The 25690-nt window shown below is 57.0% G+C and carries 21 protein-coding genes; 10 read left to right on the top strand and 11 right to left on the bottom strand.

Translation table 11 applies throughout. The features are described 5' to 3' along the window. Positions 1-11 precede the first annotated feature (11 nt). The 7 genes from FHR98_RS09880 to FHR98_RS09910 all read right to left on the bottom strand — a co-directional run bounded on the left by FHR98_RS09880 (position 12) and on the right by FHR98_RS09910 (position 10292). Positions 12-1187, bottom strand: a complete 1176-nt coding sequence (locus FHR98_RS09880) for a trans-sulfuration enzyme family protein (protein ID WP_183416535.1) — start codon at positions 1185-1187, stop codon at positions 12-14. Continuing rightward, positions 1184-2578, bottom strand: a complete 1395-nt coding sequence (locus FHR98_RS09885) for a pyridoxal-phosphate dependent enzyme (RefSeq protein ID WP_183416536.1) — start codon at positions 2576-2578, stop codon at positions 1184-1186. Before FHR98_RS09885 ends, FHR98_RS09880 begins: the two co-directional genes overlap by 4 nt. Positions 2579-2710: 132 nt before the next feature. Beyond that, the gene (locus FHR98_RS09890) at positions 2711-3943 is read right to left on the bottom strand and encodes a threonine ammonia-lyase (RefSeq protein WP_183416537.1); all 1233 of its coding nucleotides are present in this window, start codon (positions 3941-3943) and stop codon (positions 2711-2713) included. 94 nt (positions 3944-4037) lie between these two features. After that, complete coding sequence (locus tag FHR98_RS09895) at positions 4038-6425, bottom strand: penicillin acylase family protein (protein WP_183416538.1); 2388 nt, start codon at positions 6423-6425, stop codon at positions 4038-4040. A gap of 56 nt (positions 6426-6481) precedes the next feature. Continuing rightward, entirely contained in the window at positions 6482-7978 is a 1497-nt protein-coding gene (locus FHR98_RS09900) for an aldehyde dehydrogenase family protein (protein ID WP_183416539.1), read from the bottom strand. Between the two features lie 52 nt (positions 7979-8030). Then, a complete protein-coding gene (locus FHR98_RS09905) occupies positions 8031-9548 on the bottom strand; it encodes a malonate--CoA ligase (RefSeq protein WP_183416540.1) in 1518 nt (505 codons plus the stop codon). A gap of 48 nt (positions 9549-9596) precedes the next feature. Continuing rightward, positions 9597-10292, bottom strand: a complete 696-nt coding sequence (locus FHR98_RS09910; protein WP_183416541.1) for a GntR family transcriptional regulator — start codon at positions 10290-10292, stop codon at positions 9597-9599. Between the two features lie 217 nt (positions 10293-10509). Between FHR98_RS09910 and dctP the strand changes: the two genes are divergently transcribed. The 7 genes from dctP (at position 10510) to FHR98_RS09945 (ending at position 18318) form a co-directional block, all read left to right on the top strand. Further along, the gene (gene dctP / locus FHR98_RS09915) at positions 10510-11517 is read left to right on the top strand and encodes a TRAP transporter substrate-binding protein DctP (protein ID WP_183416542.1); all 1008 of its coding nucleotides are present in this window, start codon (positions 10510-10512) and stop codon (positions 11515-11517) included. A gap of 99 nt (positions 11518-11616) precedes the next feature. Continuing rightward, entirely contained in the window at positions 11617-12141 is a 525-nt protein-coding gene (locus tag FHR98_RS09920; protein WP_183416543.1) for a TRAP transporter small permease, read from the top strand. Beyond that, positions 12134-13450, top strand: coding sequence for a TRAP transporter large permease (locus tag FHR98_RS09925; protein ID WP_183416544.1), 1317 nt, complete (start codon positions 12134-12136; stop codon positions 13448-13450). Before FHR98_RS09920 ends, FHR98_RS09925 begins: the two co-directional genes overlap by 8 nt. Positions 13451-13528: 78 nt before the next feature. Continuing rightward, a complete protein-coding gene (locus tag FHR98_RS09930) occupies positions 13529-14998 on the top strand; it encodes a malonyl-CoA decarboxylase (RefSeq protein ID WP_183416545.1) in 1470 nt (489 codons plus the stop codon). 122 nt (positions 14999-15120) lie between these two features. Continuing rightward, the gene (locus FHR98_RS09935; RefSeq protein WP_221205835.1) at positions 15121-16317 is read left to right on the top strand and encodes a type III PLP-dependent enzyme; all 1197 of its coding nucleotides are present in this window, start codon (positions 15121-15123) and stop codon (positions 16315-16317) included. A gap of 100 nt (positions 16318-16417) precedes the next feature. Beyond that, positions 16418-17266: a formate/nitrite transporter family protein gene (locus tag FHR98_RS09940; protein WP_183416546.1), complete on the top strand. Its 849-nt coding sequence runs from the start codon at positions 16418-16420 to the stop codon at positions 17264-17266. Next, on the top strand, positions 17263-18318 hold the full coding sequence (locus FHR98_RS09945; protein ID WP_183416547.1) for a YheT family hydrolase: 1056 nt from the start codon (positions 17263-17265) through the stop codon (positions 18316-18318). Before FHR98_RS09940 ends, FHR98_RS09945 begins: the two co-directional genes overlap by 4 nt. A 22-nt stretch (positions 18319-18340) precedes the next feature. On the opposite strand, the gene FHR98_RS09950 is transcribed toward FHR98_RS09945, so the two are convergent. The 4 genes from FHR98_RS09950 to FHR98_RS09965 form a co-directional block, all read right to left on the bottom strand. Then, entirely contained in the window at positions 18341-18976 is a 636-nt protein-coding gene (locus FHR98_RS09950; RefSeq protein WP_183416548.1) for a peroxiredoxin, read from the bottom strand. 92 nt (positions 18977-19068) lie between these two features. Further along, positions 19069-20085, bottom strand: a complete 1017-nt coding sequence (hemB, locus tag FHR98_RS09955) for a porphobilinogen synthase (protein WP_183416549.1) — start codon at positions 20083-20085, stop codon at positions 19069-19071. Between the two features lie 154 nt (positions 20086-20239). After that, positions 20240-21556: an O-acetylhomoserine aminocarboxypropyltransferase/cysteine synthase family protein gene (locus FHR98_RS09960; protein WP_183416550.1), complete on the bottom strand. Its 1317-nt coding sequence runs from the start codon at positions 21554-21556 to the stop codon at positions 20240-20242. Positions 21557-21761: 205 nt separating this feature from the next. Further along, complete coding sequence (locus FHR98_RS09965; protein WP_183416551.1) at positions 21762-22145, bottom strand: helix-turn-helix domain-containing protein; 384 nt, start codon at positions 22143-22145, stop codon at positions 21762-21764. 195 nt (positions 22146-22340) lie between these two features. On the opposite strand from FHR98_RS09965, the gene FHR98_RS09970 reads away from it, so the two are divergent. From FHR98_RS09970 to mmsB, 3 genes are all read left to right on the top strand, one after another. Further along, positions 22341-23483: an isobutyryl-CoA dehydrogenase gene (locus FHR98_RS09970; protein WP_183416552.1), complete on the top strand. Its 1143-nt coding sequence runs from the start codon at positions 22341-22343 to the stop codon at positions 23481-23483. Positions 23484-23563: 80 nt separating this feature from the next. Next, positions 23564-24637, top strand: a complete 1074-nt coding sequence (locus FHR98_RS09975; protein WP_183416553.1) for an enoyl-CoA hydratase/isomerase family protein — start codon at positions 23564-23566, stop codon at positions 24635-24637. A gap of 59 nt (positions 24638-24696) precedes the next feature. Further along, positions 24697-25584 carry a 3-hydroxyisobutyrate dehydrogenase gene (gene mmsB / locus FHR98_RS09980; protein ID WP_183416554.1) on the top strand — a complete coding sequence of 296 codons (888 nt, stop codon included), beginning with the start codon at positions 24697-24699 and terminating at the stop codon, positions 25582-25584. Positions 25585-25690 lie beyond the last annotated feature (106 nt).

A 25690-nucleotide genomic window follows, 5' to 3' on the forward strand; every position in this document is an offset into this window, starting at 1 on the left:
GGAAAATCCGGTCAGGCCAAGGCCTGTTCGACGTCTGCTATCAGATCGTCAACGTCCTCCACCCCGACCGAGAAACGCACAAGACCGTCGTCTATGCCTAGCGCGGCCCGACGATCCGGGGGGATCGACGCATGTGTCATGATAGCTGGGTGCTCGATCAGACTCTCGACGCCCCCCAGGGATTCGGCAAGTGCGAATAGCTCGACCCTTTCCAGGAAGCGTCTGGCTGCCGGCAATCCGCCTTTCAGGACCGCTGTCACCATGCCTCCGGCGCCGCCGGTCATCTGGCGGTCGGCCAGGGCTTTCTGCGGGTGACTGTCGAGCCCCGGATAATACACCCTGTCGATCTCCTCGCGGCTCTCCAGAAATTTTGCCATCTTCAAGCCATTGCTCGAATGACGTTCCATGCGCAAGGCAAGTGTCTTCAAACCGCGGAGCACCATGAAGGAGTCAAAAGGTCCTTGCACCGCGCCGACGGAATTTTGCAGGAATGTCATCTTCTCGACCAGCTCGGGGCGGTCGCCGACCACCAGAACCCCGCCAACGACATCGGAATGCCCGCCCAGGTACTTGGTTGCCGAGTGCATCACCATGTCAATGCCATGATCGAGGGGACGTTGGATGTAGGGCGAGCAGAAGGTGTTATCGCAGGCCGTGATGATGTCGTGCTTTTTGGCCAGGGCAGCGACGGCTTCCAGATCCACGAGCTTCAGGAGCGGATTGGTGGGGGTCTCTATCCAGATCAATTTTGTTTCAGGGCGGATTGCTGCCTCTAGCTTGGAGATATCGCTGAGATCCACGTAGCTAAAATTCAACCCTGCGGACTTGTGCCGAACCCGCTCAAACAGGCGATAGCTGCCGCCATAGAGGTCATCCATGGCAATCACGTGACTTCCGCTATCCAGCATATCCAGAGCCGTTGCTATGGATGCCAGGCCAGAAGCGAAGGCAAAACCGGCAACGCCATTCTCCAGATCTGCGATGCATCGCTCATAGGCAAAGCGGGTAGGGTTGTGGCTTCGGCTGTACTCGAAGCCTTTGTGAACGCCGGGGCTTTCCTGAACATAAGTCGAGGAGAGCGAGATCGGTGGCATAATGGCTCCGGTCGTGGGGTCCGGGCTCTGACCGGCATGGATGGTCCGCGTGGCGAAGGAAGGACGGTTTGGTCGCTTTTTTTGTTCTGTCATCTCATCCTCAAACGAAGGTGATTAAGCAAGTCCATACGGGTAATTAAGCCAAGAAACTGCCGACCGCTCATCACAATGGCGACATGTCCCCGATGGAAGATAGGTAGCAATTCGCCAATGGGGCTGTCTTCGGATACGACCTCTAGCTGGCTGGTCATTGCCTCGCGGACCGGCGTCTTGAACTGAGCCTCGTCGCCAAAAACCTTCAGCAGGATGTCTTCCTCGTCCAGAATGCCGACAACCTTGCCATCGTCGTCGAGCACCGGAAGCTGGGAAATATCGTAAAGTTTCATACGGCCATAGGCCATCAACAGCGTATGATCGGGTGCGGCTACCACTGTGGCCCGATCCGTATGCCGCCGTGAGATAAGATCGCGCAAGTCGCCGGTCGGTTCGCGTTCGAGAAATCCCTGATCCAACATCCAGTAATCGTTGAACATCTTCGAGAGGTACTTGTTGCCGCTGTCGCATACAAAAGTGACGACCCGCTTCGGTTCCGTTTGTTCACGGCAGTACCGAAGCGCGGCGGCGATCAAGGTGCCCGACGAAGACCCGGCAAGGATGCCTTCTCTGGCCAAGACATCCCGGGCTGTCAAAAACGCCTCTTTATCACCAATGGTGTAAGCCTTCTTCACCCGTGTGAAGTCAGCGATGGGCGGCAGAAAATCCTCGCCGATTCCCTCCACCATCCAAGAACCGACATCGCTTGATATCTCACCCGTCTCGACATAGTTCGTCAGGATGGATCCTTCCGGGTCGGCCAGGATCATTTCCACCGCCGGCGCATTCTTTGCAAAGAAGTTGGATAGGCCGGTAATAGTGCCGGCCGATCCAACGCCGCAGACGACGGCATCAAGCCTGCCATCCATTTGCGCAAGGATTTCTGGGCCGGTCGTTGTCTCGTGAGCAAGGGGGTTTGCGGCGTTGCCGAATTGGTTGACGAAAAACGCGCCTTCCTCCGCGGCGATACGCTCGGCCATGTCCTGATAATATTCAGGGTGCCCCTTACCAACGTCCGAGCGGGTCAGAACGACCTGTGCGCCCAATGCCTTCAGGTGGAATATCTTCTCCTGAGCCATCTTGTCCGGCACGACGATGATAAGGCGGTAACCTTTTTGCGCGGCGACCAGTGCAAGTCCCAGCCCGGTATTCCCTGCGGTTGCCTCGATCAGGGTGTCGCCGGGTTTGATATGCCCTTCGGCTTCAGCCGCCTCGATCATCGACCGGCCAATACGGTCTTTGATGGAGCCGCCGGGGTTCTGGTTCTCAAGCTTCAGATAGAGCTCGCACGGTCCGGTATCGATATGATTGATGCGGACGAGCGGCGTGTTGCCAATGGCCTCCATCACATTCTGAAAAACCGGAGCGGCGGCGGTACTCTGGGCGGTCATTAATCGTATATCCTTCGGTGGCCTCGCGGAGGGATTCGCTTGCAGCCCAAATCTAGGGACGCGACCGGTCTATTGCCAGTCCGGGTTTGCCACAACCGTGAAGATAATGGGAAGGAGGCTCGTTTGAGATCCCTAGCGCACCGGTTCGTCAATGGAGCGTGTGGAAAGGACCCTTGTGCGGAACCCGGCGCTCTGCATGCTGGCGACGATCTCCTTCACGTGATCGGCGTTACGCGTCTCGATGATGATGTCGATCTCCGCATTTCGAACCGGGACGTCCTGGAACAGCCGTTGGTGATTAACCTCGATGATGTTGCCGCCGGCATCGCCGATGATGCCAGCAAGCTTGGCAAGCACGCCGGGCCGGTCGGAAATATCGATGCGAAGCCGGGCCATCCGACCGTCGCGCACCAAGCCGCGGGTCAAGACGGCTGAAAGGATTCGTACATCAATGTTGCCGCCACAGATGATGGTTGCGACCTTCTTGCCTGCAAAGCGTTGAGGGTGTGCCTGGATTGCGGCGATGCCCGCGGCGCCCGCGCCCTCGGCGACGACTTTTTGCTTCTCGGCCAGCGCAAGAATAGCGCTTTCTATGGCGCTTTCATCCACGAGGATGATGTCCTCGACCAAATTCTCGATAATCCTGCGGGTTACCGTGCCAGGATTCTTCACGGCGATGCCGTCCGCCAGGGTTTGTCCGCCGCTGATTGGATTCAGGTTATGAATTGCCTGGTACATGGACGGATAAAATTCTGCCTCGACGCCGATAATCCGGATGCTTGGCTTGATGGCTTTCGCTGCCGTGGCGATGCCCGACACGATGCCGCCACCGCCGATAGGGACCACGATTATCTCCAGGTCCGGGTGATCCTCCATAAGTTCCAGCCCGATTGTGCCTTGGCCGGCAACGACCAGTTCGTCGTCATAGGGGTGGACGAAGGTGAGGCCTTCATCCTTTGCAATCTGCCGGGCCGCAACGGCCGAGGCATCAAGCGTATCGCCGTTCAGCACAACGCGGGCTCCGAAGGAACGCGTTCGTTCAACCTTCGTGATCGGTGCGAAATCAGGCATGACGATCGTTGCGGGAATGCCCATCCGTTGGGCATGATAGGCCACGCCTTGGGCGTGATTTCCCGCCGACATGGCGATGACGCCTTTCTTGCGTTCGGCTGCCGTCAAACTGGAAAGCTTGTTGATAGCGCCACGTTCCTTGAAAGAACCCGTGGCCTGGAGGTTCTCCAGCTTGAGGACGAGATCGCAGTTTAACTCCTCACTCAAGCGCGGAGACCGTACTGCGGGCGTGCGTAGGATATGTCCATCGATCACCTGGGCAGCCGCTTTGATGTCATCAATTGATACAGGCATTGGGGCTACCCCTTGGTTGCAGTGTTTGACCGTGCCGAAGGTTCAACAGGGCTCCGAATTCCAGAATGGTCTCTCGACAGTAGCAGTTATATGTTTACTGAACTGGAGTGAGCAATAAAGCTGGACCTTGCGCTGTCGTCTTGCCGACCAGTTTTACATAATGGCCGTCGCGCCACCTAGTGACGAAATTTCCATAGTAGGGCGACAGCGGGTTGTCGGACTGGCCCGGCGCAATCATGAACAGCGATTGATCGAGGTTTGAAAGATCGAAAAGCGCACGCAAGGCGGCGCCGTGCCGATGTTGAAACATGCGATTTGGATCGGACCAACCGAGTGCAGTACCGCCCCGACTTACGGTGTCGTCCCAGCCATCGGTTTCGATTGCCAGGGATAAAGCATCGGCGACTAATGGGACGCGCCCAAAAACCGGGTGCTGGAATGGGGCCAGATGAAACTGACCCCACCGCCATTGCCGCCAATCGCCGCCCAAGCGTGATCGCAGTTCGTCTAGTGACTGCAAAAGCGCTGTTGCGATTTGCTCTGTGCAGGCTTCATGGATGTGGAGCGTGGAAACGTCGTCACACCATTCAGGGGCTTCCTCGAGAATACGTAAGATGAGCCGTCGATCGGGACGCGCAAGGTCGTCGAAAGCGGTGCCGACTTCGTCTGCAATCAAGGCTCTCATTAAGTGCCGCATCCAGGCTGCGAAGATCAGGGGCTCCGGACGGTCGCGGCTCATTCTATGATCCCACGCCGCAAGCGCCGTGATTTCGGGGCGCTGGCGATCCTTTTCCGATAGCTGTGAAAGCAAAAGGGGCAGTAGATCGCGCGCGGTGATGGAGAGGATATCAAGTTGGATGGCGGCGGCCTCCATTGGATTGAAGCTTTGCTGCTTCGCCAAACGTTCCGCTATCCGTTCAAAGCGCGCCGGATCGGGGAAGTATCGAGACAGGAGATAAGGATAACCGTCTCCGGCAACGCGATTGTTGGCGTTGATTAATGTGCCGCCTTCTGGATCGAATACTTGCGGAAGGTCCTCGAAAGGTATGTAGCCATTCCAACCGCTGTCAGCGCTCCAGCCCGGTAGCGCACGGCTTCCATCACCCGATCGTCGAATGGGAGTCCAACCAGCGCTTATGAAGCCGATACCGCCGCCGCCGTCCGCGTAAGCCACATTCTGTTGGGGGACGGACATCAGGCGCATGGCGTCCAAGAATTCGGCCCGGTCGGCAGCTTTGGTCAGACGGTAGAAAGCCTCTGGACTGCGGCTCTCCGGATCGTAGAGAGGCCAGGACAAAGCCAGCGCTACTTGGCTGTCCAGAATGTTCTTAACTTCAGATACGGCATCTGAAATCAAAATTCCATGCCGGCTTCGCCGCACCTGAATGGTAACAGGAGGACCATCTGCGCTTTCGATCACCTCCTCGCGGATTTGCAGCGGTTCCCAGTTCTGCTCGGTCCTGGAAGATAAGCCATCGGCACTAAGCTGTTCGATGAAAAGGTCCTGTGTATCGCTGTGTGTCGTGGTGAACCCCCAGGCGATGCGGCCGTTATGCGCGATAATCGGGAAGGGGACGCCCGGGGCCGTGACGCCTGCCAGAACCTGGCCCGGCCATTCCAACCGCGCCAGATACCAGGTGCCGGGGGCTGACAATGCCAGGTGCGGGTCGTTGGCCAGTAGCGGAGCGCCCGTTGTTGAACGATCACCGGAAAGAACCCACCAATTCGAAGCGGATTTTGGACCCAGGGACCAGGGCAGGGCCTTCGAAAGCGATTCAAGAACAGCTGTAGAAGTCCGCACCTTGGTCGCTGCGCTCTCGAGCGTCGTTGGCGAGTCGGGAAGATCAGAAGGCCAGAGAAAATCGATGGCCGCTTCATCAAGCCGACCGGAGAGTTGCATCCTCAATATCTCTTCACGCCAATCCCCCGAAAGCTGCAGCGCCATCAAGTTCCCCCAGACTATGGAATCGGCTGGCGTCCAAGGCTCGGGCTCGTAGTTCAGGATTTGAAAGGCAGCCGGCAAGGGGGCAAGTCTCGTCGAAAGCTGTGCGTTAACGCCCTTGGCATAGGCTGCTAGGGCGGCTTGTGCACCGTCCGAGAGCCGCGGGTACATGGCCTGCGCGACCCGGTAAAGTTCCAGAGTACGCATCATGCGGTCGAGGTTGAGAGTTGCCGAGCCGACCACTTCGGATAGGCGGCCAGCACCGATCCGGCGCATGGAATCCATCTGCCAGAGCCGGTCCTGCGCGTGCAGGAAACCCAGAGCGAAATAAGCATCGGGTTCGTTCCGAGCCCGCAGCGTCGGGATTCCATTCCCGTCACGCCATATCTCAACGGGCTGCAGCAGGCCCGGCGTCTCTAATCGCCCTTCGGTTTGGGGAAGTGCGCTTCGTAGATAGAAGAGGATTGCCAACGCCGCGATGATCGCCAGCAACATAACAAGGGCGACGCCCCGCGCAACCCAAAGGCCACCACGTCTCAATCCAGAGCCTTTATTGTGGTGGGTCGCCAAAACTACTCCCTATAGCCGCACGAAGATCAGGTCATGTTTATGATAACAGTCTTCTTGTGCGTGAAGTGCTCTAGCATTGCCTCGAGGCTGGCTTCCCGCCCAAGGCCCGATTGCTTTATGCCGCCATAGGACAAGCCCGGCATGACCACTAAGTTCTGGTTCACCTGAACAAATCCTGCTTGCAGGCGCTGTGTCGCGGTCATGGCAGTCTTCAGATCACGAGTCCAGATCGTGGCGGCAAGGCCGTACACACTGTCATTGGCAAGTCTCAAGGCCTCCTCCAGACCATTGAACCCGTAGACGCAAGTGACCGGGCCGAAGATTTCCTCGCGAGTCAGTCGGGATTCGTCGGAGACATTGGTGAAAACGACGGGGCGCACGAAAAAGCCCTTGTCCAACCCGCTGCCGGCTTGCGGCAGTGCCGATAGCTCATGGGCAGTAGCGCCTTCCTTCTTGCCAATCTCGATAAAGGAGGTGACACGCTCATATTGTTGCTGCGAGACGATTGTGCCGATGTCTGTGGCCTCGTCCAGCGGGTCGCCCATCTTGAGTTTATTTACCTTGGCTGTCAGCTTCTCGACAAAAGCCTCACGAAGCGGCTCCTCGACGTAGATTCTGGTGGCTGCCGTACAGCTCTGACCTTGTCGGGTAAAGCGCATTCCGCCGACAGCACCGTCCACGGCCTTGTCGAGATCAGCGTCGGCCATGACGATCATCGGGCTCTTCCCGCCAAGCTCCAAGGTAACAGGGATCAGCTTCTCGGCCGCCGCACGGTAGATGATCTTGCCGGTTTCCACCGAGCCGGTGAAAGTGACCTTGCCTACGTCTGGGTGGGCAACCAGCGGGCCGCCGCATTCGGGGCCCATGCCGGACAGAATATTGAAGACACCCGCGGGCAAGACCTGGTTCATAATCTGGCAGATACGCAAGACGGCAAAGGGGGCTTCCTCCGCCGATTTGACCACCACCGTGTTTCCCGCGACCAGGGCTGGCGCAATCTTGTAGGCCATTAACATCATCGGAACGTTCCAGGGGATGATGGCCGCAACAACGCCAATTGGCTCCCGTTGAGTCAGGGTCATCATCGTTGGGCTAAACGGTACGGTCTCGCCCTTCAACTCGGATCCGAGGCCCCCGTAGAACACAAACGCGTCCGCCAGAACCGACGCCTCGACGCGGCTTTCCGTCCGTAGCGCCTTCCCGGTCTCCAGCGCTACCAGGCGCCCCAGTTCCTCTGCGTGCTCCGTTAGTCTACGCCCGCATTCAACTATGAGCTTGCCACGTTCGCGAGCCGAAAGGCCGGCCCAGCCGGGCTGAGCGGCTTTAGCGGCGGCAACTGCGGACACGACATCGTCCCGGTCACCGGCTGCTGCCTTGCCAATGACCTCCAGTGTCGCTGGATAGATGACATCGAAGGTTTCCCCGGATGTTGCGGGTACGAGTGCACCGTTGATCAGATGCAGGCTCGAAAGTTCGTTTGCCAGCAGGCGCGGGTCCAGATTGATGCTCAATGTTTCACTCATCGTGTCGTTGTTCCTCAAAGTTCTTTTGCCGGGCGGGTGACATGCTTGGCTATCAGGCCGTGAAGCTGTCCTTGTAAGCGTCGCGCAGTAGATTCTTCTGCACCTTTCCCATCGAATTGCGGGGGAGGGAATCGACGACGAACACCCGTTTAGGCGTTTTGTAATTGGCGAGTTGCTGGCGGCAGGCGTCGATGACCGCCTTTTCATCAACCTCGGCGGAGCCGTCCAGGGTCACGGCAGCCGCAACAGCTTCACCGAAATCAGGGTGTGCCAGCCCAATAACGGCCGATTCGCCGACACCGGGCAGCGCATCGATCACCAGTTCCACTTCCTTGGGGTAGACGTTATATCCGCCGGAGATGATCAGATCCTTGGCGCGTCCGACGATATGAACATATCCGCGGGCATCGATTTTCCCCACGTCGCCGGTTATGAAGAAGCCGTCTGGCTGAAACTCCTCGGCGGTTTTCTCGGGCATTCTCCAATATCCTGAAAATACGTTCGGGCCTCGGACTTCCAACACACCCACGCTTTCCGAAGGAAGAAGACCGCCATCCTCGCCGCGGACCTGTACCTCTACGCCGGGCAGGGGAAATCCCACGGTGCCTGCGCGTCGTTCCCCCTCCAGCGGGTTAGATGTATTCATGCCGGTTTCCGTCATGCCATAGCGTTCCAGAATGCTGTGCCCGGTACGCTCCTTGAACTGCTGGAATGTTTCCTCAAGCAAGGGCGCTGAACCGGAGATGAACAGACGCATGTTCCTGCAGGCATCGGGTCCGAAATCAGGGTGAGCCAAAAGCCGGACATAGAAAGTCGGTACGCCCATCATAACGGTCGCCCGTGGCAGCAACTCAACGACCTTGTCTGCATCGAACTTGTTTAGAAATAGCATGCTGCTGCCATTCAAAAGCAGACAATTTGTCGCGACAAATAGTCCATGGGTGTGGAAGATCGGCAAGGCGTGAAGCAAGACGTCGCCCGGTCTGAATCCCCAGGTTTGGTGCAGTGCCAGTGCGTTCGAACCCAAATTGCGATGACTCAGCATGGCGCCTTTGGACCGGCCTGTTGTTCCGCTGGTGTAAAGAATTGCGGCTAAGTCTCCCGCGTCGGCAGAGACGCATCCTTTCAGAGGTGTCAAGCCGCTGGCTGCCTCGGTCAGGCTGCCTTTTCCGTCAGCGCCAAGAGTTAGAACGGTACCAACGCCAGCGTTCTCGGCGGCTTCGGTGAACTCAGCCTCACTTTCGGGGCGGCACAAAGCCAATGCCGGTTCCGCATCACCGAGAAAGTATGCGATTTCCGACTTGGTGTAGGCAGTGTTCAAGGGCAGATAAGCTGCGCCGGCCCGCAAACAAGCGAGGTAGAAGAATACAGCCTCAGGCGACTTCTCCGTTTGCACGGCGACCCGGTCGCCCTTCCTTACGCCACGGTCCTGCAACAAACGTGCAAAACGCCCGGAGATATCCTCGAGGTCGGCGTAGCTGTACTTCGTGCCGTCGGCGGTCTCGATGAAACAGTTTTTGCGGTCAGCCGGAAAGCGAGATTGGAATAGCTCGTAAAGATTATCGCTCATGGGTTCTTCAGCCTTTTCGATAGGGCGGGGGTCTCGGCCGTCGGGTGATCAGGTGCCGACGCGGCTTTGGGCGCTGTCGCCCAGGTTCAGGCTCGACAGGAGGTCGATGAAGCCGTCACCTTGTATCATTACGTGGCCGCGCATGGCGGATGAGGCGCTGTCGCCGTCACCGGCCAGAATATGGGCCAGGACTTGTTTGTGTTCATTCAGCGAAGAAAGAATGCGCGCGCCGCGGTGCAGTTGAATACGGCGATAGCCTGACAACCTGTTTCGCAGCGCTGTAGTCTGCTGCTCGAGAAAACTATTATGGCTTCCCGCATAGATGGCCTCGTGGAAGGACCGATTGGCGTCGTAGTACGCGTCCGCCGATCCTTTATCCGCGGCCGCCTGACAAGCCTCGATGGCATTGCGGAGCGCTTCGTGTTCGGTCGTGGTCATTCTGCGCGCAGCGAACTTGGCGCATTGTGCCTCCAACTCGGACATGACCTCGAACATTTCGAAAAGCTGCTTGGCGGTGACAGTTGCGACGATCGCTCCCTGGCGGGGACGCATTTCAATCAATCCACCCGACGTCAGTTGCATGAGGGCCTCCCTGACAGGGGTGCGTGAAACCTCAAAACGCCGAGCCAGCACGGTTTCGTCGAGGCGCTCTCCAGGGCCAAGGGCGCCGGATACGATCTCAGATTCCAACGTTCGACGCACAATGTCGGCCGTTCGTTTCGGAGTCGTACTCACACTGCTCATGCTGCGTCACCACCTTTCGTGAAGGAGCTTATCAGGAACCTGTAATGCAAGAAAGTGTTTCTTGTATACAAGACTGGACAGTATGCCTGGAGCAGTATACCGTTCATGTTCGAAAGGCAGTGTTGTGCAAGAAGCTGCCAATAATAAGGACGTACGATCCAAGCAAAAATCCGGGATAGCCCGGAGCACGATCAAACCGAGGCGGGAGGAAACCTCAATGAATAAATCTTCAAAGCTATTGTTAGGGCTAATGGGCCTGGCTGTTGCCGGTACGATGGCAATCGGTTCTGCCCAAGCTCAAACCAAATTGAAGGCTTCGCATCAGTGGCCTGGTGGGAAGGGTGACGTTCGTGACGAGATGGTTCAGATCATCGCGCGCGAAGTGGAAAAAGCCAACGTTGGTCTGGAGATTCAGATCTATCCCGGTGGCTCGCTGTTCAAGGCAAAGCAGCAGTGGGATGCGATGGTCAAGGATCAGCTCGATATTTCGGCGTTCCCTTTGGATTACGCCAGCGGCAGGCATCCGCAGTTTAGCTCAACCCTGATGCCTGGCTTGGTGAAAAACCATGATCATGCGAAACGTTTGAACGATTCGCCTTTCATGGCCGACATCAAAAAGATCATTAACGACGCGGGCGTGGTCGTTCTTTCAGATGCGTGGCTTGCGGGCGGTTTCGTCGGCAAGGACAGCTGCATCGCCAATCCTGCGGACGCTCAGGGCAAGGTAATGCGGGCCGCTGGTCCGGCCTTCGAGCAAATGCTGGCCGAAGCCGGTGCGTCGATCAACGCCATGCCAAGCTCTGAACTTTACACCGGCTTGCAGACTGGTGTTTTGGATGGAGCGAACACTAGTTCGGGCAGCTTCGTTTCCTACCGAATTTACGAGCAGGTGAAGTGCCTGACGCCTCCAGGAGACTATGCCCTCTGGTTCATGTACGAGCCAATCCTGATGTCCAAGAAGTCTTATGACGGACTAACGGCGGAACAGCAAAAGGCGCTGATGGATGCCGGTCAGGTTGCAGAAGACTTTTTCTTCGATGCGGCCAAGGGCTTGGATAACGAGCTGGTTGAAACCTATAAGAAGGCAGGCGTTGAAGTTCGTGACATGACGCAGGCCGACTTCGATGCTTGGTTGGCAGTCGCCAAAAAATCTTCCTACAAGATTTTTGCCGAGGAAGTTCCCGGTGGCGCCGAGCTGATCGAAAAGGCGCTGGCTGTTCAGTAAAGGGCGCTTAAAAGGCAAGGGAGGCGCGCGCCAGGACTGGCCGCGCCTCTTTGTGCCTTTGTCCTTTTGATCTTCTGATTCAGGAATCTGGGGGAAGGCATGGATAGCTTCATCGCCGGAGTGCGAACGATTTCTCGAATATGTGGCGTTGTCTCGGTACTCCTGTTACTTGCAGCGGTGCTGGCAGTCTGCCATCTCGTGATCGTTCGCTACATCCTTGAGGCGTCGGCAATCTGGCAGCATGAGTTCGTTACATTTGCGGTGATTGGCTCCACGTTCATCGGCAGCCCTTATGTGCTGTTGACCAAGGGGCATGTGAATGTCGACTTGTTGCCACATTATCTTGGCCATCGTGCGCGCATGGCCCTGGCGTTGATTGCTGCCCTCCTATCCCTGACTTTCTGCGCGATCGTCGGATATGTCGGTTTCGAGCTTTGGCTGGAAGCTTTGACCAATGGTTGGCGAGCCGAGACCGTTTGGTCGCCGCCCCTGTGGATACCTTACCTGTCCATTCCCCTGGGGTTGGGACTGGTAGCTTTGCAATACGTTGCGGATATTCTGGCGCTGATCACTGGTCGTGAAGCGCCATTCGGCATGACAGCGGAGGCCAAAGGTCATGAGTGAACTGCAGATTGGCGCGCTCATCGCGGTTGTCACCGTCGTCATCCTTTTGACTGGCGCTCCGGTGGCATTTTCCTTGGGCATAGTCGCCCTCGCGTTTCTCGCCATCTTCGATGGATTGGGATCCCTCTCGTTTGTCGCTGATATCTTTTACGGCGGGTTGGACAGCTTCTCGCTGCTATCGATTCCTATGTTTATCCTGATGGGGGCGGCCATTGCTTCTTCGCGGGCAGGGGCTGACCTTTACGAGGCGCTGGACCGTTGGCTCTACAGGGTGCCAGGCGGTTTAATGGCCTCCAACCTCGGCGCTTGTGCAATCTTTGCGGCGCTTTCCGGATCATCGCCGGCCACCTGCGCTGCCATCGGCAAGATGGGCATCCCCGAGATGCGCAAGCGCGGTTACCCGGATTCTGTTGCAACCGGATCTATTGCCGCAGGCGGGACCCTCGGCATCCTGATCCCGCCGTCGATCACTATGATCGTATACGGCATCGCCACCGAAACCTCGATTGGGCGGCTGTTCCTTGCGGGCCTGATGCCCGGCTTGATGTTAACGGGGCTCTTCATTCTCTGGGGGCTCTACTCGGCGCGGCGCCATGGATATCAATTCATCGAGCCCGGTCTTCGCTATAGCTTGAAGCAAAAAGTGGAGATGCTGCCCAAAGTCGGTCCTTTCCTGGCGATCATCGTTGGCATTCTCTGGGTTCTTTACGGTGGCGTGGCGACTCCTTCCGAAGCGGCGGGTGTCGGTGCGATGTTCTGCCTGCTGCTGGTCGTCATTATTTATAAAATGCGGGACCGCAAGGCGATCTGGCGGATTTTCCAGGATTCGATGCGCGAGTCAGTGATGATTTTGATGATCATCGCTGCCGCCGATCTCTTTAGCTACATGATGTCCGTTCTCTTCATCACCCAATCTCTGGCGATTTGGGTGGGCGACCTGGAAATCAATCGCTGGCTGTTGATGGGCTGCATCAATCTCTTCCTGCTCGTGGCCGGGTTCTTCCTGCCACCGGTTGCGGTGATTTTAATGGCGGCGCCTACCTTACTGCCCATCGTGGAGAGCCTCGGTTTTGATGCGATCTGGTTTGCGGTCGTCTTGACAATCAACATGGAGATTGGACTTATCACACCGCCAGTGGGATTAAATCTCTATGTTATCAATGGCATAGTGCCAGAAGTGAAGCTGCAGACAATCCTGCTCGGCGCCTTGCCCTTCATGCTCTGCATGGTGTTGGGCATTGTTCTGCTATGCATCTTCCCTGAAATTGCGCTGTGGCTGCCGACCTATCTCATGGGGCCGGGAATCTGAGCTTTGCCCATGGCGATGGCACCGATGCGACCCTACATGCTGGTTATAGTATGAAACGATGATGTAGGAGACGAATGAATGGCTGCGGCGGAACAGAGGCAGACGGTGATAGAAAGGGCGCTATCGAACCTGACGGGCGCCTGGCGTGATGTCGCTAATTCCGCAGCCCGGACAATCGGCCTGCCTGAACCACTGCTCCCGCCAACTGATCGCCGGGCGTTGCGGCGATTTATGCGTGAATGCCTGGACGCCAAGGGAGGCGAGGTGTCGGCGCGTATGCAGGCAGCGGAGCTTGGCCAGGTCTATCTGGAGGCCGACCCTGCGGGCCGGGCGTGTTTCCGGCAGGTCCTGGCGGAGGATTTCGGCGTCGATTATGCGAAAGTAAAGGAAGCTACCGCGACTTTTGAGGCTGCGGTTGACGAGGCGGAGCGGCATCGGGCCGCCCATGAACTGCGCCAATCATTGATTCCCTCTCGTTCTGCATTATTGCGTAAATTCAGTGCATTAGATAATGGTGTTAAATTTTTAGTTGATCTTAGAGCTGATCTGCTTGCGGAAACAAACCCGACCCCGGCGTTGGTTGCGTTGGATGCTGACTTTCGAGATTTACTCCTGAGCTGGTTCGATTTCGGTTTCCTCGATATGGAGCAGATATCCTGGAGTTCTCCCGCGGCTCTGCTGGAAAAGCTGATTGCCTATGAAGCCGTCCATGAAATTCGCTCTTGGGACGACCTCCGCAACCGTTTGGATTCTGATCGCCGTTGCTATGCGTTGTTCCACCCCCGCATGCCTGAAGAACCACTAGCGTTTGTGGAGGTTGCGCTGCACGACGGTCTCGCGGAGTCGGTTCAGGACCTTTTGGATGAGGAAGCACCACTTGCCAATCCTTCCCAGGCGGACACGGCAATTTTCTATTCCATCTCCAACACTCAGGCCGGTCTGAAAGGAATTTCCTTCGGCGAGTTCCTGATTAAATGCGCGGTGCGCCGTTTGAGCGCCGAGCAGCCGAATATCAAGACTTTCGCCACGCTTTCGCCGGTCCCGGGCTTTGCGCGTTGGCTGGCGAAAGTTGATGACGACTTGCTACGGGCTGCGGTTGGTGACGACTCAGGCAAGCTGACAGAGGCTGCGTCGGAATCAGATCCAGCGGTAGCATTGCGCGCGTTGCTGTCGCGCAATGGCTGGTCGGATGACAGGAAGCTTTGCAAGTCCCTCAAAGAGCCCATGATGCGTCTGGTTGCGGCCTATTTCCAAGAGCGCCGGGACAACCGGGAGCCGATCGACCCAGTTGCCCGATTCCACCTACGCAACGGCGCCAGGCTTGAGCGGGTCAATTGGCGCGGCGATGTTTCCACCAAGGGATTGCGGCAATCTCATGGGATCATGGTGAACTATCGCTATCTGCCGGAAAGCATGGAGGCCAATCATGAATCCTATGCGTCCGACAGACGGATTGCAGCCAGCAGTGACGTCAAGGCACTGCTGAAGGCCGCGCGTGGCTTGGCAAGCCGAAAATCTAGTGAAAGTGAGCAACGCCGCTCGGCTTGAGCTACAGGTGTTGTGTAAGCGAACCATTTCAAATGGCCTTGCAGGTGGGGTTTCCTTGGCTCCGGCCAGGGCGTATTGTCGCTTGAAGATCTTCGTACACCGCGGGCGAATAGGGGTTAAATTTGGCAAAGGGCGATAGGGTCTTCACTGACATAGCTTCGGTTGTGCGGGAGCTTAAACCCAGCTATCCAGTTTACTGCGTGCGCCCAGAAGTTCTGGTTCGCAATGCGCGGCGTTTCATCAAGCTGTTCCCCGGAGATGTTCTTTATGCGGTAAAATGCAACCCGCACACCCGCGTGCTGGAGGCGCTCTATGAAGGCGGAATCCGGCATTTCGATACAGCATCTCTGCCCGAAATTGCTCAGATTTGTGAGGCCTATGAGGATGCGCATTCCTATTTCATGCATCCGGTGAAAACCCGGGCAGCCATTGAGATGGCCTACCGCGTTTATGGAATTCGACACTATGTCGTCGATCATATTGACGAGCTGCAGAAGCTTTACGAGGAAACGGAGAAGGGACGCAATGTCATAGCGGTGGTTCGTATGACCACTCCGAAAGCCGAAGGCACATTGTTCCATCTTGCCGGCAAGTTCGGTGCAAGCGAGGCCGAGAGCGTTGCCTTGCTCAAGAAGGCCAAGAAACTGGGAATGGAAGTGGGAATTGCTTTCCATGTCGGCTCCCAATGTATGGATCCAGGCGCCTACACGTCGTCGCTGGAGATGGTCGGGCGTGTCATTGCAGAGGCGGGTATAGTGCCGCAGTGCGTGGACGTCGGAGGGGGATTCCCTGCCCGCTACGCAAACATGGAGCCGCCGCCACTTGAGCAATACATCGACGCGGTGCGCGAGGGGCTGCGTCGTATCAAGTTGCCGCCCACGGTGGAAGTTTTCTGCGAACCGGGCCGGGCCTTGGTGGCTACTGGGGTATCCCTTCTGGTTCAGGTCCAGCTTCGCAAGGGCGATCAGCTTTATATCAACGACGGAATCTACGGCAGCCTCCAGGAACTGACCACCAGCGACATGCGGCCTCCGGCACGGCTGGTCCGTTTGGAGGGCGGCACAGCCAATGAATTCCAAACCTATGGAATGATGGGTCCGACCTGTGATTCAGTCGATGTCGTACCCGGGGCCTTCCATCTGCCGGTCGACGTGAAGGAGGGTGATTGGATCGAGATTGATCAAATCGGCGCATATTCGAACGCGATCGCCACCCGTTTCAATGGGTTCTATCCCGAGACATTCGTGACGGTCATGGATGACCCCGTAGCCGCACAGTTGAGCGATGGACCCGGAGCGCCATCGGTTGTTGCCGCTTGATGCGCCTCCTTATTCTTTGATTCACATCAAGGCTATTTGTGACAAGAGCGGTGAATAATACTCCTCAAGCGATGTGATGAAGCTAAGGGAGGGGTGTTCCATGGTGCCGGAAACGCAGCCGGAAAATCGATCGGGGACAGCGCCTTTGACTCCGCCCGAGGCAACAGCGCCTCTACCTTTGGACGCCTACCCTCCAGCGCAGGTAGCCGCGATTGTCGAGAGTGTGGGGGTAAAGAAAGCAGAACTACCCATTGTCCAAACCGCGATGCTTGGGCTCCTTGCAGGGGCGTTTATCGCCTTCGGGGCCATGTTCTACAGCCTGACGATTACCGGAAGCACGCTGGGCTTTGGTCCAACGCGCTTGTTGGGAGGTGTGGCTTTTTCGCTTGGGTTGGTGCTGGTTGTCGTCGCAGGTGCGGAGCTGTTCACAGGAAACAATCTCATCGTCATGGCCTGGGTCAGCGGAAAAATCACGCTCAAGCAGGTCTTTCGAAATTGGGGGATTGTATATCTCGCCAATGCCTTCGGCGCCGCTGGTTGCGCAGTCTTGTTTTTTCTCGCCGGCGGACCGGGATTAGGGGGCGGTGCCTTGGGCGAAACAACCGTTCGAATTGCTGAAGCCAAAGCGGCTCTGCCTCTTTCAGAGGCGTTCTTCCTGGGCATTCTTTGCAATACGCTGGTGTGTATGGCCGTGTGGCTTTGCATGGCCGCGCGCGAAGTCGTCAGCAAGGTATTTGCTATCGTCTTCCCAATTTCCGCTTTCGTGGCCCTTGGGTTTGAGCACTCGGTTGCAAATTTCTACTTTTTCTCCATGGGAACGCTGGCGGGCGGTGAATTCGGATTTGGCGATAGCATAGCGAACTTGGCCGCGGTCACACTTGGCAACGTTCTAGGCGGCGGTTCGGTCGCGCTGGTCTATTGGATTTGTTATCTCCAGCGAGCCGAATGACGGTGGACCTCTTGGATTGGAAGCGTACTTCGGCCTATACCCTCGCGATGAAGCAGATCACCACGCCCGAAAACCTTGCTGAACCGTTTAAACCGAGGCTGCCCTGGTTGACCGGCGACCTGCAGACGGTTCGGAACCTGCTTGTTGGTCGACCCGCTGACCTGTCTGCCTGGCCGTGCCGCCGGGTCGAGCTCGACCTCGATGACGGCACCGGCGATCATTTGCTCGGAAGTTTTCACCCAGCCACCCCGGCAAGCGGCCCGCTGGCGGTGCTGATTCACGGTTTGACCGGTTCCCAAGATTCTCATTACCTGCGGGCCACGGCGGGATTTTTGCTCACCCAGGGTTTCGCGGTACTGCGGCTAAATCTTCGGGGTGCCGGACCTGGCCGGGCACTGGCACGCCAGCAGTACCATGCTGGTCGCAGCGCGGATATCGACGGCGCGCTGCGCGCATTCCAAGCGCTTGAGCCCAAGGCTTTTGAAACCGGGTTGTTTCTCGTCGGCTTCTCGCTAGGTGCAAACGTACTGCTCAAATTTCTGGCGGAAGAGGGGAGCGAGTGGTCGGTAACGGCAGCCGCGACGGTATCGGCGCCCATCGATCTAAGGGCCGGTCAGCAACGCCTTATGAAGCCGCGCAACAGAGTTTATCACTACTGGCTACTGCGTAACATGAAGCGGGAGTTACTCTCCTCGCCGGGCGGCTTGGATGGTCATAGGCTGCAGGTTCTCGAATCAGTGCGGGATATCTATGATTTTGATGATCGCATTGTGGCGCCGGCGAACGGCTTCGACGGGGCGTTGGATTACTACACCCGCTGTTCGGCGGTCGTGTTTTTACCGTCGATCAAGACACCGACGTTGCTTGTGCAGGCCGTCGACGACCCTTGGATTCCCGTTGAATCTTATAGGTGTGTTGATTGGCAGGCCTACCCCAATTTACGCCTCTTGCAAGCAGACGGCGGCGGGCACGTAGGATTCCACGCCGCAAAGGCGTTGGTGCCTTGGCACGATCAGAAAATTTCAGCCTTCTTCAAGCAGTTACGCGGTTAAGGCCTGCCGTCAACCGTCGCCATCACCCTTTCGGTTGAGGCACGATGCGGAGATACGGCTTTTTCTCGTCCCACCCGTTGGGGAACATCTTTGCTGCGTCGTCGTTGCTGACCGACGGCACAATGATGACGTCCTCGCCATGCTTCCAATTTACCGGCGTCGCAACCTTGTGCTTATCGGTTAGTTGCAAGGCATCGATAACCCGTAAAATCTCATCGAAATTGCGTCCCGTGGCAGCTGGATAGGTGATGGTCAGCCGAATCTTCTTGTTCGGATCGATGACGAAGACCGAGCGAACCGTAAGCGTGTCATTGGCATTCGGATGGATCATGTCATAAAGGTCGGCTACCTTGCGGTCGTGATCCGCCAGCAGGGGAAAGTTCAGCTTCGTACCTTGGGTTTCCTCGATATCGTTGGCCCAGGTCCGGTGGTCTGAAACTGGATCGACGCTTAGGCCGATCACCTTTACACCTCTCTTGGCGAACTCCGGCATCAGTTTAGCCGTGTATCCGAGTTCCGTCGTGCATACGGGTGTGAAGTCCTTTGGGTGCGAGAAGAGAACCCCCCAGCTATTACCCAGGTACTCGTGAAAGGAGATTGGGCCTTCGGTTGAATCCTGAGTGAAATCGGGAGCGGTATCGCCGAGACGTAGCGACATGATAACCTCCTGCTGCATTTAACCGTGGAGCCCTAGACTAGCGTCAAGCGGGTTCCATAAAAACCAATAACCTGTAGGGTTTTTTCAATCTGCTAAGGCGCCGTTCTGAGGAGACTGGCGGCCTCAACGGCGCTATAGGTGAGTATTCCATCGCAGCCAGCTCGTTTGAAGGCCAGCAATGTTTCCAAAATAACCCTGTCATTGTCTAGCCAGCCCATCTGAGCGGCGGCTTTCATCATGGCGTACTCGCCGCTTACCTGGTAGGCGAAGGTTGGTATGCCGAAGTTGGCTTTGATGCGTTGGACGATATCAAGGTAGGGGAGGCCCGGCTTTACCATGACCATGTCTGCTCCCTCGGCGATATCCAGGGCCACCTCGCGCAATGCCTCGTCGCTGTTAGCGCTGTCCATCTGGTAGGTTTTCTTGTCGCCCTTGAGGTAACCGCCCGAACCGATTGCATCCCGGAAGGGGCCATAGAAGGCACTGGCGTACTTCGCCGCATAACTCATGATGCCAACGTTTCCATGTCCGGCTTCGTCCAGTGATCTGCGGATCGCGGCCACGCGTCCGTCCATCATGTCCGAGGGGGCAATGATATCGCACCCGGCAGCCGCCTGGACGATCGCCTGCTGGCAGAGAATTTCGATCGTTTCGTCATTAAGCACTTGGCCATCGCGGAGCAGGCCGTCGTGACCGTCGCTGTTGTAAGGATCCAAAGCCACGTCGCAGATGACACCCAGGTTTGGCAAGGCCGCTTTCAATGCCCGTACGGTTCTGCACATCAGGTTCTCTGGATTAATGGCCTCGCGGCCGGTCGGGTCTTTCCGGGCGCCTTCGACGTAGGGAAAAAGGGCGACGGCTGGGATGCCCAACTCTACCGCCTCGGTTGCTGCTTTTACCAAGCGGTCGGGTGTGTAACGCCGAATACCCGGCATCGAGGGAATCTCGGTTTCGCGGTCGTTCCCTTCCTCCACGAAGACGGTCCAAATAAGATCGTCCGCGGACAGGCGATTCTCAGCGACAAGCCGCCGGAGCCACGCGGCTTTGCGATTGCGGCGTAGGCGTGTAGCAGGGTAGGTGCCTAGGCTAGGGGGAATGCCGTTACTCATTTCAGTTGGACTTCCTGTTGCCGTCTTTTGGTCAAGCTCTGTCGCCGCAGTCTAGGAAAGGCAACTCAACTCAACAAGCTTCGACAAAAGGATGAGGCGACACCACACGCGTTTGTGTCGCATCGCCTCGCCCCTTTAAAGGCATCAGTCTGTGTCAGGCGGCCTTGCTGTCCAACTTGGCGGCTTCCAGCGCCTGAGCAAGATCAGCAAGGATATCGTCGATATGCTCGATGCCGACCGACAAACGGACATAACCCGGCGTTACACCGCTGGCCTTCTGCTCATCTGCTGAAAGTTGCGAGTGGGTTGTAGTCGCCGGATGGATCGCTAGGCTCCTGGCATCGCCGAGGTTGGCGACGTGATAGAAGAGCTGTAGCGAGTCAATGAAGCGCCGCCCGGCTTCGGCACCACCCTTGACCTCAAATCCGACGAGGCCGCCAAAGCCGCCTTTCAGATAGGTTTGCGCCCGGCGTTTCTGCTCGGCATCGCTGTGCGTGGTGGGATAAATCACCTTCGTTACCAACGGATGCTTCTCGAGATAATCCGCCACGGCTTTGGCGTTGCGGCTGTGCTCCCGAATGCGCAACGGTAGGGTTTCCAATCCCTGGATGAACTGGAAGGCATTGAACGGGCTTAGCGCTGCCCCGAGATCACGCTGCAGGGTCACGCGTGCCTTGATGATATAGGCGATGGGCCCAAGCGGCTTCACGGCTTCCGTCCATACGGCGCCATGGTAGCTGGGGTCCGGTTGATTAAGGGCGGGGAACCGATCGGCATGCTTGATCCAGTCGAACTTACCGCTGTCGACGATGAGGCCGCCGATTGAGGTTCCGTGGCCGCCGATGTATTTGGTCGCGGAATAAACGACGATGTGGGCGCCATGTTCGATGGGTTTGCACAAGAGCGGAGCTGCCGTGTTGTCAACAATCAGGGGAATACCCAACTCCTCGCCAATCTGCGCCACCTCCGCAATCGGGAAAACCGTCAGTTTGGGGTTGGGTAGCGTTTCCGCATAGAAAGCGCGGGTGCGCTTGTCCGCGGCCCGGCGGAAGCTTTCTGGGTCTTTCGGGTCGACGAAGCGGACTTCTATGCCGTAGTTCGGCAAGGTATTGGCAAACAGGTTCCAGGTGCCGCCATAGAGGTCAGTGGAGGAGACAATGTTGTCGCCCGCCTTGGCAATGTTCTGGATCGAGATTGCCGAGGCCGCTTGACCGGAGGAAACAGCCAGGGCCGCTACACCGCCGTCCAACGCTGCTACCCGCTTTTCCAATACGTCCACGGTCGGATTCATGATCCGCGTGTAGATATTGCCGAGCTCTTTCAAAGCAAACAGATTGGCCGCCCGTTCGGTGTGTTCGAACTGGTAGGATGTCGTTTGATAAATGGGCACGGCGACCGATCCGGTTTCGGGATCAGCGCGGTATCCCGCATGAAGAGCAAGGGTTTCAGGATTAATGTATTTGTTTGTCATCGCCGTGGCTTCCTTCCGAAAACAAATGAACCGCCACGGCCAAAGCTGCTGGGCGGTTCCTTTATTCCTCGTAGGAAGCTTGCCCACGCTTTAGCCGCATTTATTAGGCGCCCGCAAGCTGTGCTTCAAATCGGCGCCGCAATGGTCAGAGGGAAAAGATTTTTAGCCTTTTTGTCAACAGGCTTTTCCGAAAAGTATGCCTAACTCAATCTTCAAGCTGTGTTTGGCAGCGAGAGATCGCCTTTACCAATTTGGTCAACTGTACCTTGATTTCACCATCCGGCAGTTCGTTCAAAGAGCGGGCCAACAGCACGGAATCACGAGACAACCTGCCGTCACCGACCGGCTCGGCCTCGCTCTCGGAACCGGGCTCGTCCAAATCCTCGAAGAAGTATCCAATGGGCGACTTGAGGAGCCGGCTGATAACCCAAAGGCGTCCGCTGCCGATCCGATTGGTACCCTTCTCGTACTTCTGAATTTGTTGAAAACTGACATCAAGAAGCTCGCCTAGTTGTGTTTGCGTCAATCCTCGGTCTGTACGCAGTTGTCGCAAACGCTTGCCGATAGCTACGTCATACTTGTCAGCCATTGTATCCTCATAGTCTCGTATGAACGGTAAAGAGTCACGATCTTGCAACTGATCGTATAGATGAAATAAACGTATCATTTAGTAAATAAGTGAACAAGAGGGCGCAAAGGCGCAGGGCTGGCAGGTCACGCTTATTTGACAGATCAAACCAGGGCATTATCAATCTAAGAACGGCAATAGTGGGGTGAGGCGTTTATGGATTTTGAATGGACCGAAGAACAGCACGCCTTTCAGGCCGTGGCGCGTGATTTTGCTCAAAACGAGATGTTGCCGCACGCCGCGTCTTGGGATGAGAACGAAACCTTTCCGATCGAGGTTTTGCGCCAGGCTGCTACGCTCGGGTTCGGTGGAATATACGTTCGCGAGGATGTTGGCGGCTCGGGCCTTACGCGGTTGGATGCCGCCATAATCTTTGAAGAATTGGCGGCCGCCTGTCCATCAACGGCCGCCTATCTCTCAATCCACAACATGGCGTCCTGGATGATTGACCGCTTTGGCAATGACGAACAACGCCATCGTTTTCTACCCAAACTGACGAGCATGGAACATTTCGCCAGTTACTGCCTGACGGAGCCGGATGCGGGTTCGGATGCGGGTTCCTTGCGCACCACGGCCGGAGCGAAAGGCAGCGACTATCAACTGGATGGTAGCAAGGCATTCATTTCCGGAGCGGGAAGCAGCGACATCTACGTGGTAATGTGTCGCACCGGCGAAGCGGGTTCCAAGGGTATTTCGACTCTCGTCGTGGAGAAAGATACGGCGGGACTGTCGTTCGGCAAGAAGGAACGCAAGCTGGGTTGGAACAGCCAGCCGACGCGTCAGGTGATATTTGAGAAAGCATTAGTACCAAAGTCTCATCGCCTTGGTGAAGAAGGCGAGGGCTTTAAGATTGCCATGAAGGGCCTCGATGGTGGGCGATTGAACATCGGGGCTTGCTCATTGGGGGGCGCTAGAGCCTGCCTGGAAGCCGCACTTGCACATGTGAAGGACCGCAAACAGTTTGGCCGCCCGCTGGCTGATTTCCAGGCCTTGCAGTTTAAGCTGGCGGATATGGCAACGGAGCTTGAGGCTGCGCGGCTTCTATTGCACCGGTCGGCTGCCGCCTTGGATGCTGGGAGTACTGAGGCCACGAAGCTTTGCGCAATGGCCAAGCGCATGGCCACCGATGTGGGCTTTCGAGTCTGCAACGAAGCCTTGCAGCTACATGGCGGCTACGGCTACATCAAGGAGTACCCGATCGAAAGATACCTCAGGGACCTTCGGGTACATCAGATTCTCGAGGGAACGAACGAAATCATGCGCCTCATCATCGCGCGTCGGCTCTTGACGGAGGAGTGACGGATCGTCGCGCGTCATGACAGGTTGTGGAATTATTCAACGACACAGACTGCAATTGAAAATGGAAGGATCCGAACCGAATGACTGACGAAGCTGAGATTTTGTTCCGGCGCAGCGGTGCGCTGGGTGTGATCACTCTGAATCGACCCAAAGCGCTCAATTCTCTGACTCTGGGAATGATCCGGGAATTTGATCGTCAGCTTAGGGAGTGGCGGCAGGATTCGTCGCTTGCGGTTGTCGCGATTGAAGGTGCGGGCGAGAAAGCCTTTTGCGCCGGTGGTGATGTCCGTGCAGTCTGGGAAGCGGGCAAGCGAGGTGAGGTCGGTCAGGGCCTGACCGCCGATTTCTTCCGGGAAGAGTACCAGCTCAATCATCTGATCCACCACTACCCTAAACCGATCGTTGCCCTGATCGACGGCATCACCATGGGGGGCGGCGTTGGCGTATCGATTCACTGCAGTCACAGGGTCGTTGGTGCGCGCACTCTGTTTGCCATGCCGGAAACCGCGATTGGGTTGTTCCCTGACGTGGGTGGCTCATATTTTCTGCCGCGATTGCCAGGCAAATCGGGCCTCTACCTAGCCTTAACCGGGGCACGCCTGAAAGCCGCGGATTGTTGCTTTCTGGGTATTGCGACGGATCATTGCGACAGCGAGACGCTCTCCGGCCTGCTCGAATCCTTGGCCTCTGGTGACTATGAAGGGGGCGATGCCAAGCGGGTCGCAAGCAACATTATTGGAGGGTTTCGTACCGACCCTGGCGAAGCCCCTATCGCCTCTGCGATGGCCTCGATCAACGATGCGTTCGGTGGGGACGATGTCTTCGCCATATTGCAGCGGCTCTCGGAGATGCCGGGCGACTGGGCTCGCGAGACGCTCGAGACCTTGCGCAAACGCTCGCCTTTCTCGGTGATGTTGGCCTTTGAACAGCTCCGTCGCGGCGCGGCGTTATCGTTCGATGACTGTATGATCATGGAGTACCGGTTGAGCCAAGCCATGATGAAGGACGGTGATTTTTACGAGGGAATCCGAGCTGTCTTGGTGGAGAAGGACCATGCGCCGCGCTGGAAGCCAGCTCGATTGGAAGATGTCGAGGCGGCAGAAATAGAGGCGAGCTTTACCTCATTGGGCGCACGCGACTTGGCCTTCGCTTGAGGCTTGTCGCCGCAAGAGTTAAATGACGAATCAATAAGAGCCGTTAGGGAGACGACGCCATGCGCATAGCATTTATCGGTCTAGGCAACATGGGGGGCCCTATGGCCGCCAATCTCGTTGCGGCCGGTCACGAAGTGAGAGGCTTCGACTTGATGGCTTCCAATCTGGAGGCCGCAGCAAAGAGAGGCGTGGGCGTGGAAAGCTCGATTTCGGCGGCCGTGTCGGGCGCCGACGCGGTGGTTACCATGCTGCCCGCCGGACGGCACGTGCGTGAGGTATACTGCGGAGATGATGGGGTCATCGCCGCCGCCGGCAAGGGAACGCTCCTTATCGACTCCTCCACCATTGACGTTGGCTCCGCACGGACGGTCCACGAAGCTGCGCAGGCCGCAGGCATGAAAATGCTTGATGCGCCGGTTTCGGGCGGCGTCGCAGGGGCCGAGGCCGGCACTTTGACATTTATGGTGGGGGGTAGCGACGAGGCCTTCGAACTAGGTAAACCTCTGTTCGAGATCATGGGACGCAATGTGGTTCATGCGGGCGGCGCTGGAAATGGGCAGGTTGCCAAGGTCTGCAACAACATGATCCTGGGTATCTCGATGCTGGCGGTATCCGAGGCCTTTACTCTCGGCCAAACCCTAGGGTTGGATCCGGACAAACTTTTCGCCATTTCCTCGAAATCCTCCGGTTCCTGTTGGGCCATGCTGAACCACCTGCCCGTTCCTGGAATTGTCGAAACCTCGGCGGCAAACCGAGATTTCAAGCCTGGCTTTGCGGCGGCGATGATGCTGAAGGATCTTAGGCTTTCGCAACAGGCCGCGAGCGAGGCCGGAGTGGCAACACCTTTGGGTGCAGAAGCCGCCGCGCTATTCTCGATGTTCGTGAATGCAGGGAACGGCGAATTGGATTACTCAGCCATTATCAAGATGATAAGCGGCGAGAAGTAACCCAACGCACTCCTTCTAAGATAGCTGGCGGCGGCCTGTTTTGCGGCTGTCGGTCTTTTTTCCGCGCGTTAAGCCGTCGTTAACGCCTGTTTGCCTAAAATTTTAC

Source organism: Limibacillus halophilus (genome assembly GCF_014191775.1).
Taxonomy (GTDB): domain Bacteria; phylum Pseudomonadota; class Alphaproteobacteria; order Kiloniellales; family CECT-8803; genus Limibacillus; species Limibacillus halophilus.

Coding starts and splice junctions, on each gene's coding strand:
- FHR98_RS09880 (WP_183416535.1), bottom strand. CDS start 1,187: ATGACAGAACAAAAAAAGCGACCAAACCGTCCTTCCTTCGCCACGCGG.
- FHR98_RS09885 (WP_183416536.1), bottom strand. CDS start 2,578: ATGACCGCCCAGAGTACCGCCGCCGCTCCGGTTTTTCAGAATGTGATG.
- FHR98_RS09890 (WP_183416537.1), bottom strand. CDS start 3,943: ATGCCTGTATCAATTGATGACATCAAAGCGGCTGCCCAGGTGATCGAT.
- FHR98_RS09900 (WP_183416539.1), bottom strand. CDS start 7,978: ATGAGTGAAACATTGAGCATCAATCTGGACCCGCGCCTGCTGGCAAAC.
- FHR98_RS09905 (WP_183416540.1), bottom strand. CDS start 9,548: ATGAGCGATAATCTTTACGAGCTATTCCAATCTCGCTTTCCGGCTGAC.
- FHR98_RS09910 (WP_183416541.1), bottom strand. CDS start 10,292: ATGAGCAGTGTGAGTACGACTCCGAAACGAACGGCCGACATTGTGCGT.
- dctP (WP_183416542.1), top strand. CDS start 10,510: ATGAATAAATCTTCAAAGCTATTGTTAGGGCTAATGGGCCTGGCTGTT.
- FHR98_RS09920 (WP_183416543.1), top strand. CDS start 11,617: ATGGATAGCTTCATCGCCGGAGTGCGAACGATTTCTCGAATATGTGGC.
- FHR98_RS09925 (WP_183416544.1), top strand. CDS start 12,134: ATGAGTGAACTGCAGATTGGCGCGCTCATCGCGGTTGTCACCGTCGTC.
- FHR98_RS09930 (WP_183416545.1), top strand. CDS start 13,529: ATGGCTGCGGCGGAACAGAGGCAGACGGTGATAGAAAGGGCGCTATCG.
- FHR98_RS09940 (WP_183416546.1), top strand. CDS start 16,418: ATGGTGCCGGAAACGCAGCCGGAAAATCGATCGGGGACAGCGCCTTTG.
- FHR98_RS09945 (WP_183416547.1), top strand. CDS start 17,263: ATGACGGTGGACCTCTTGGATTGGAAGCGTACTTCGGCCTATACCCTC.
- FHR98_RS09950 (WP_183416548.1), bottom strand. CDS start 18,976: ATGTCGCTACGTCTCGGCGATACCGCTCCCGATTTCACTCAGGATTCA.
- hemB (WP_183416549.1), bottom strand. CDS start 20,085: ATGAGTAACGGCATTCCCCCTAGCCTAGGCACCTACCCTGCTACACGC.
- FHR98_RS09960 (WP_183416550.1), bottom strand. CDS start 21,556: ATGACAAACAAATACATTAATCCTGAAACCCTTGCTCTTCATGCGGGA.
- FHR98_RS09965 (WP_183416551.1), bottom strand. CDS start 22,145: ATGGCTGACAAGTATGACGTAGCTATCGGCAAGCGTTTGCGACAACTG.
- FHR98_RS09970 (WP_183416552.1), top strand. CDS start 22,341: ATGGATTTTGAATGGACCGAAGAACAGCACGCCTTTCAGGCCGTGGCG.
- FHR98_RS09975 (WP_183416553.1), top strand. CDS start 23,564: ATGACTGACGAAGCTGAGATTTTGTTCCGGCGCAGCGGTGCGCTGGGT.
- mmsB (WP_183416554.1), top strand. CDS start 24,697: ATGCGCATAGCATTTATCGGTCTAGGCAACATGGGGGGCCCTATGGCC.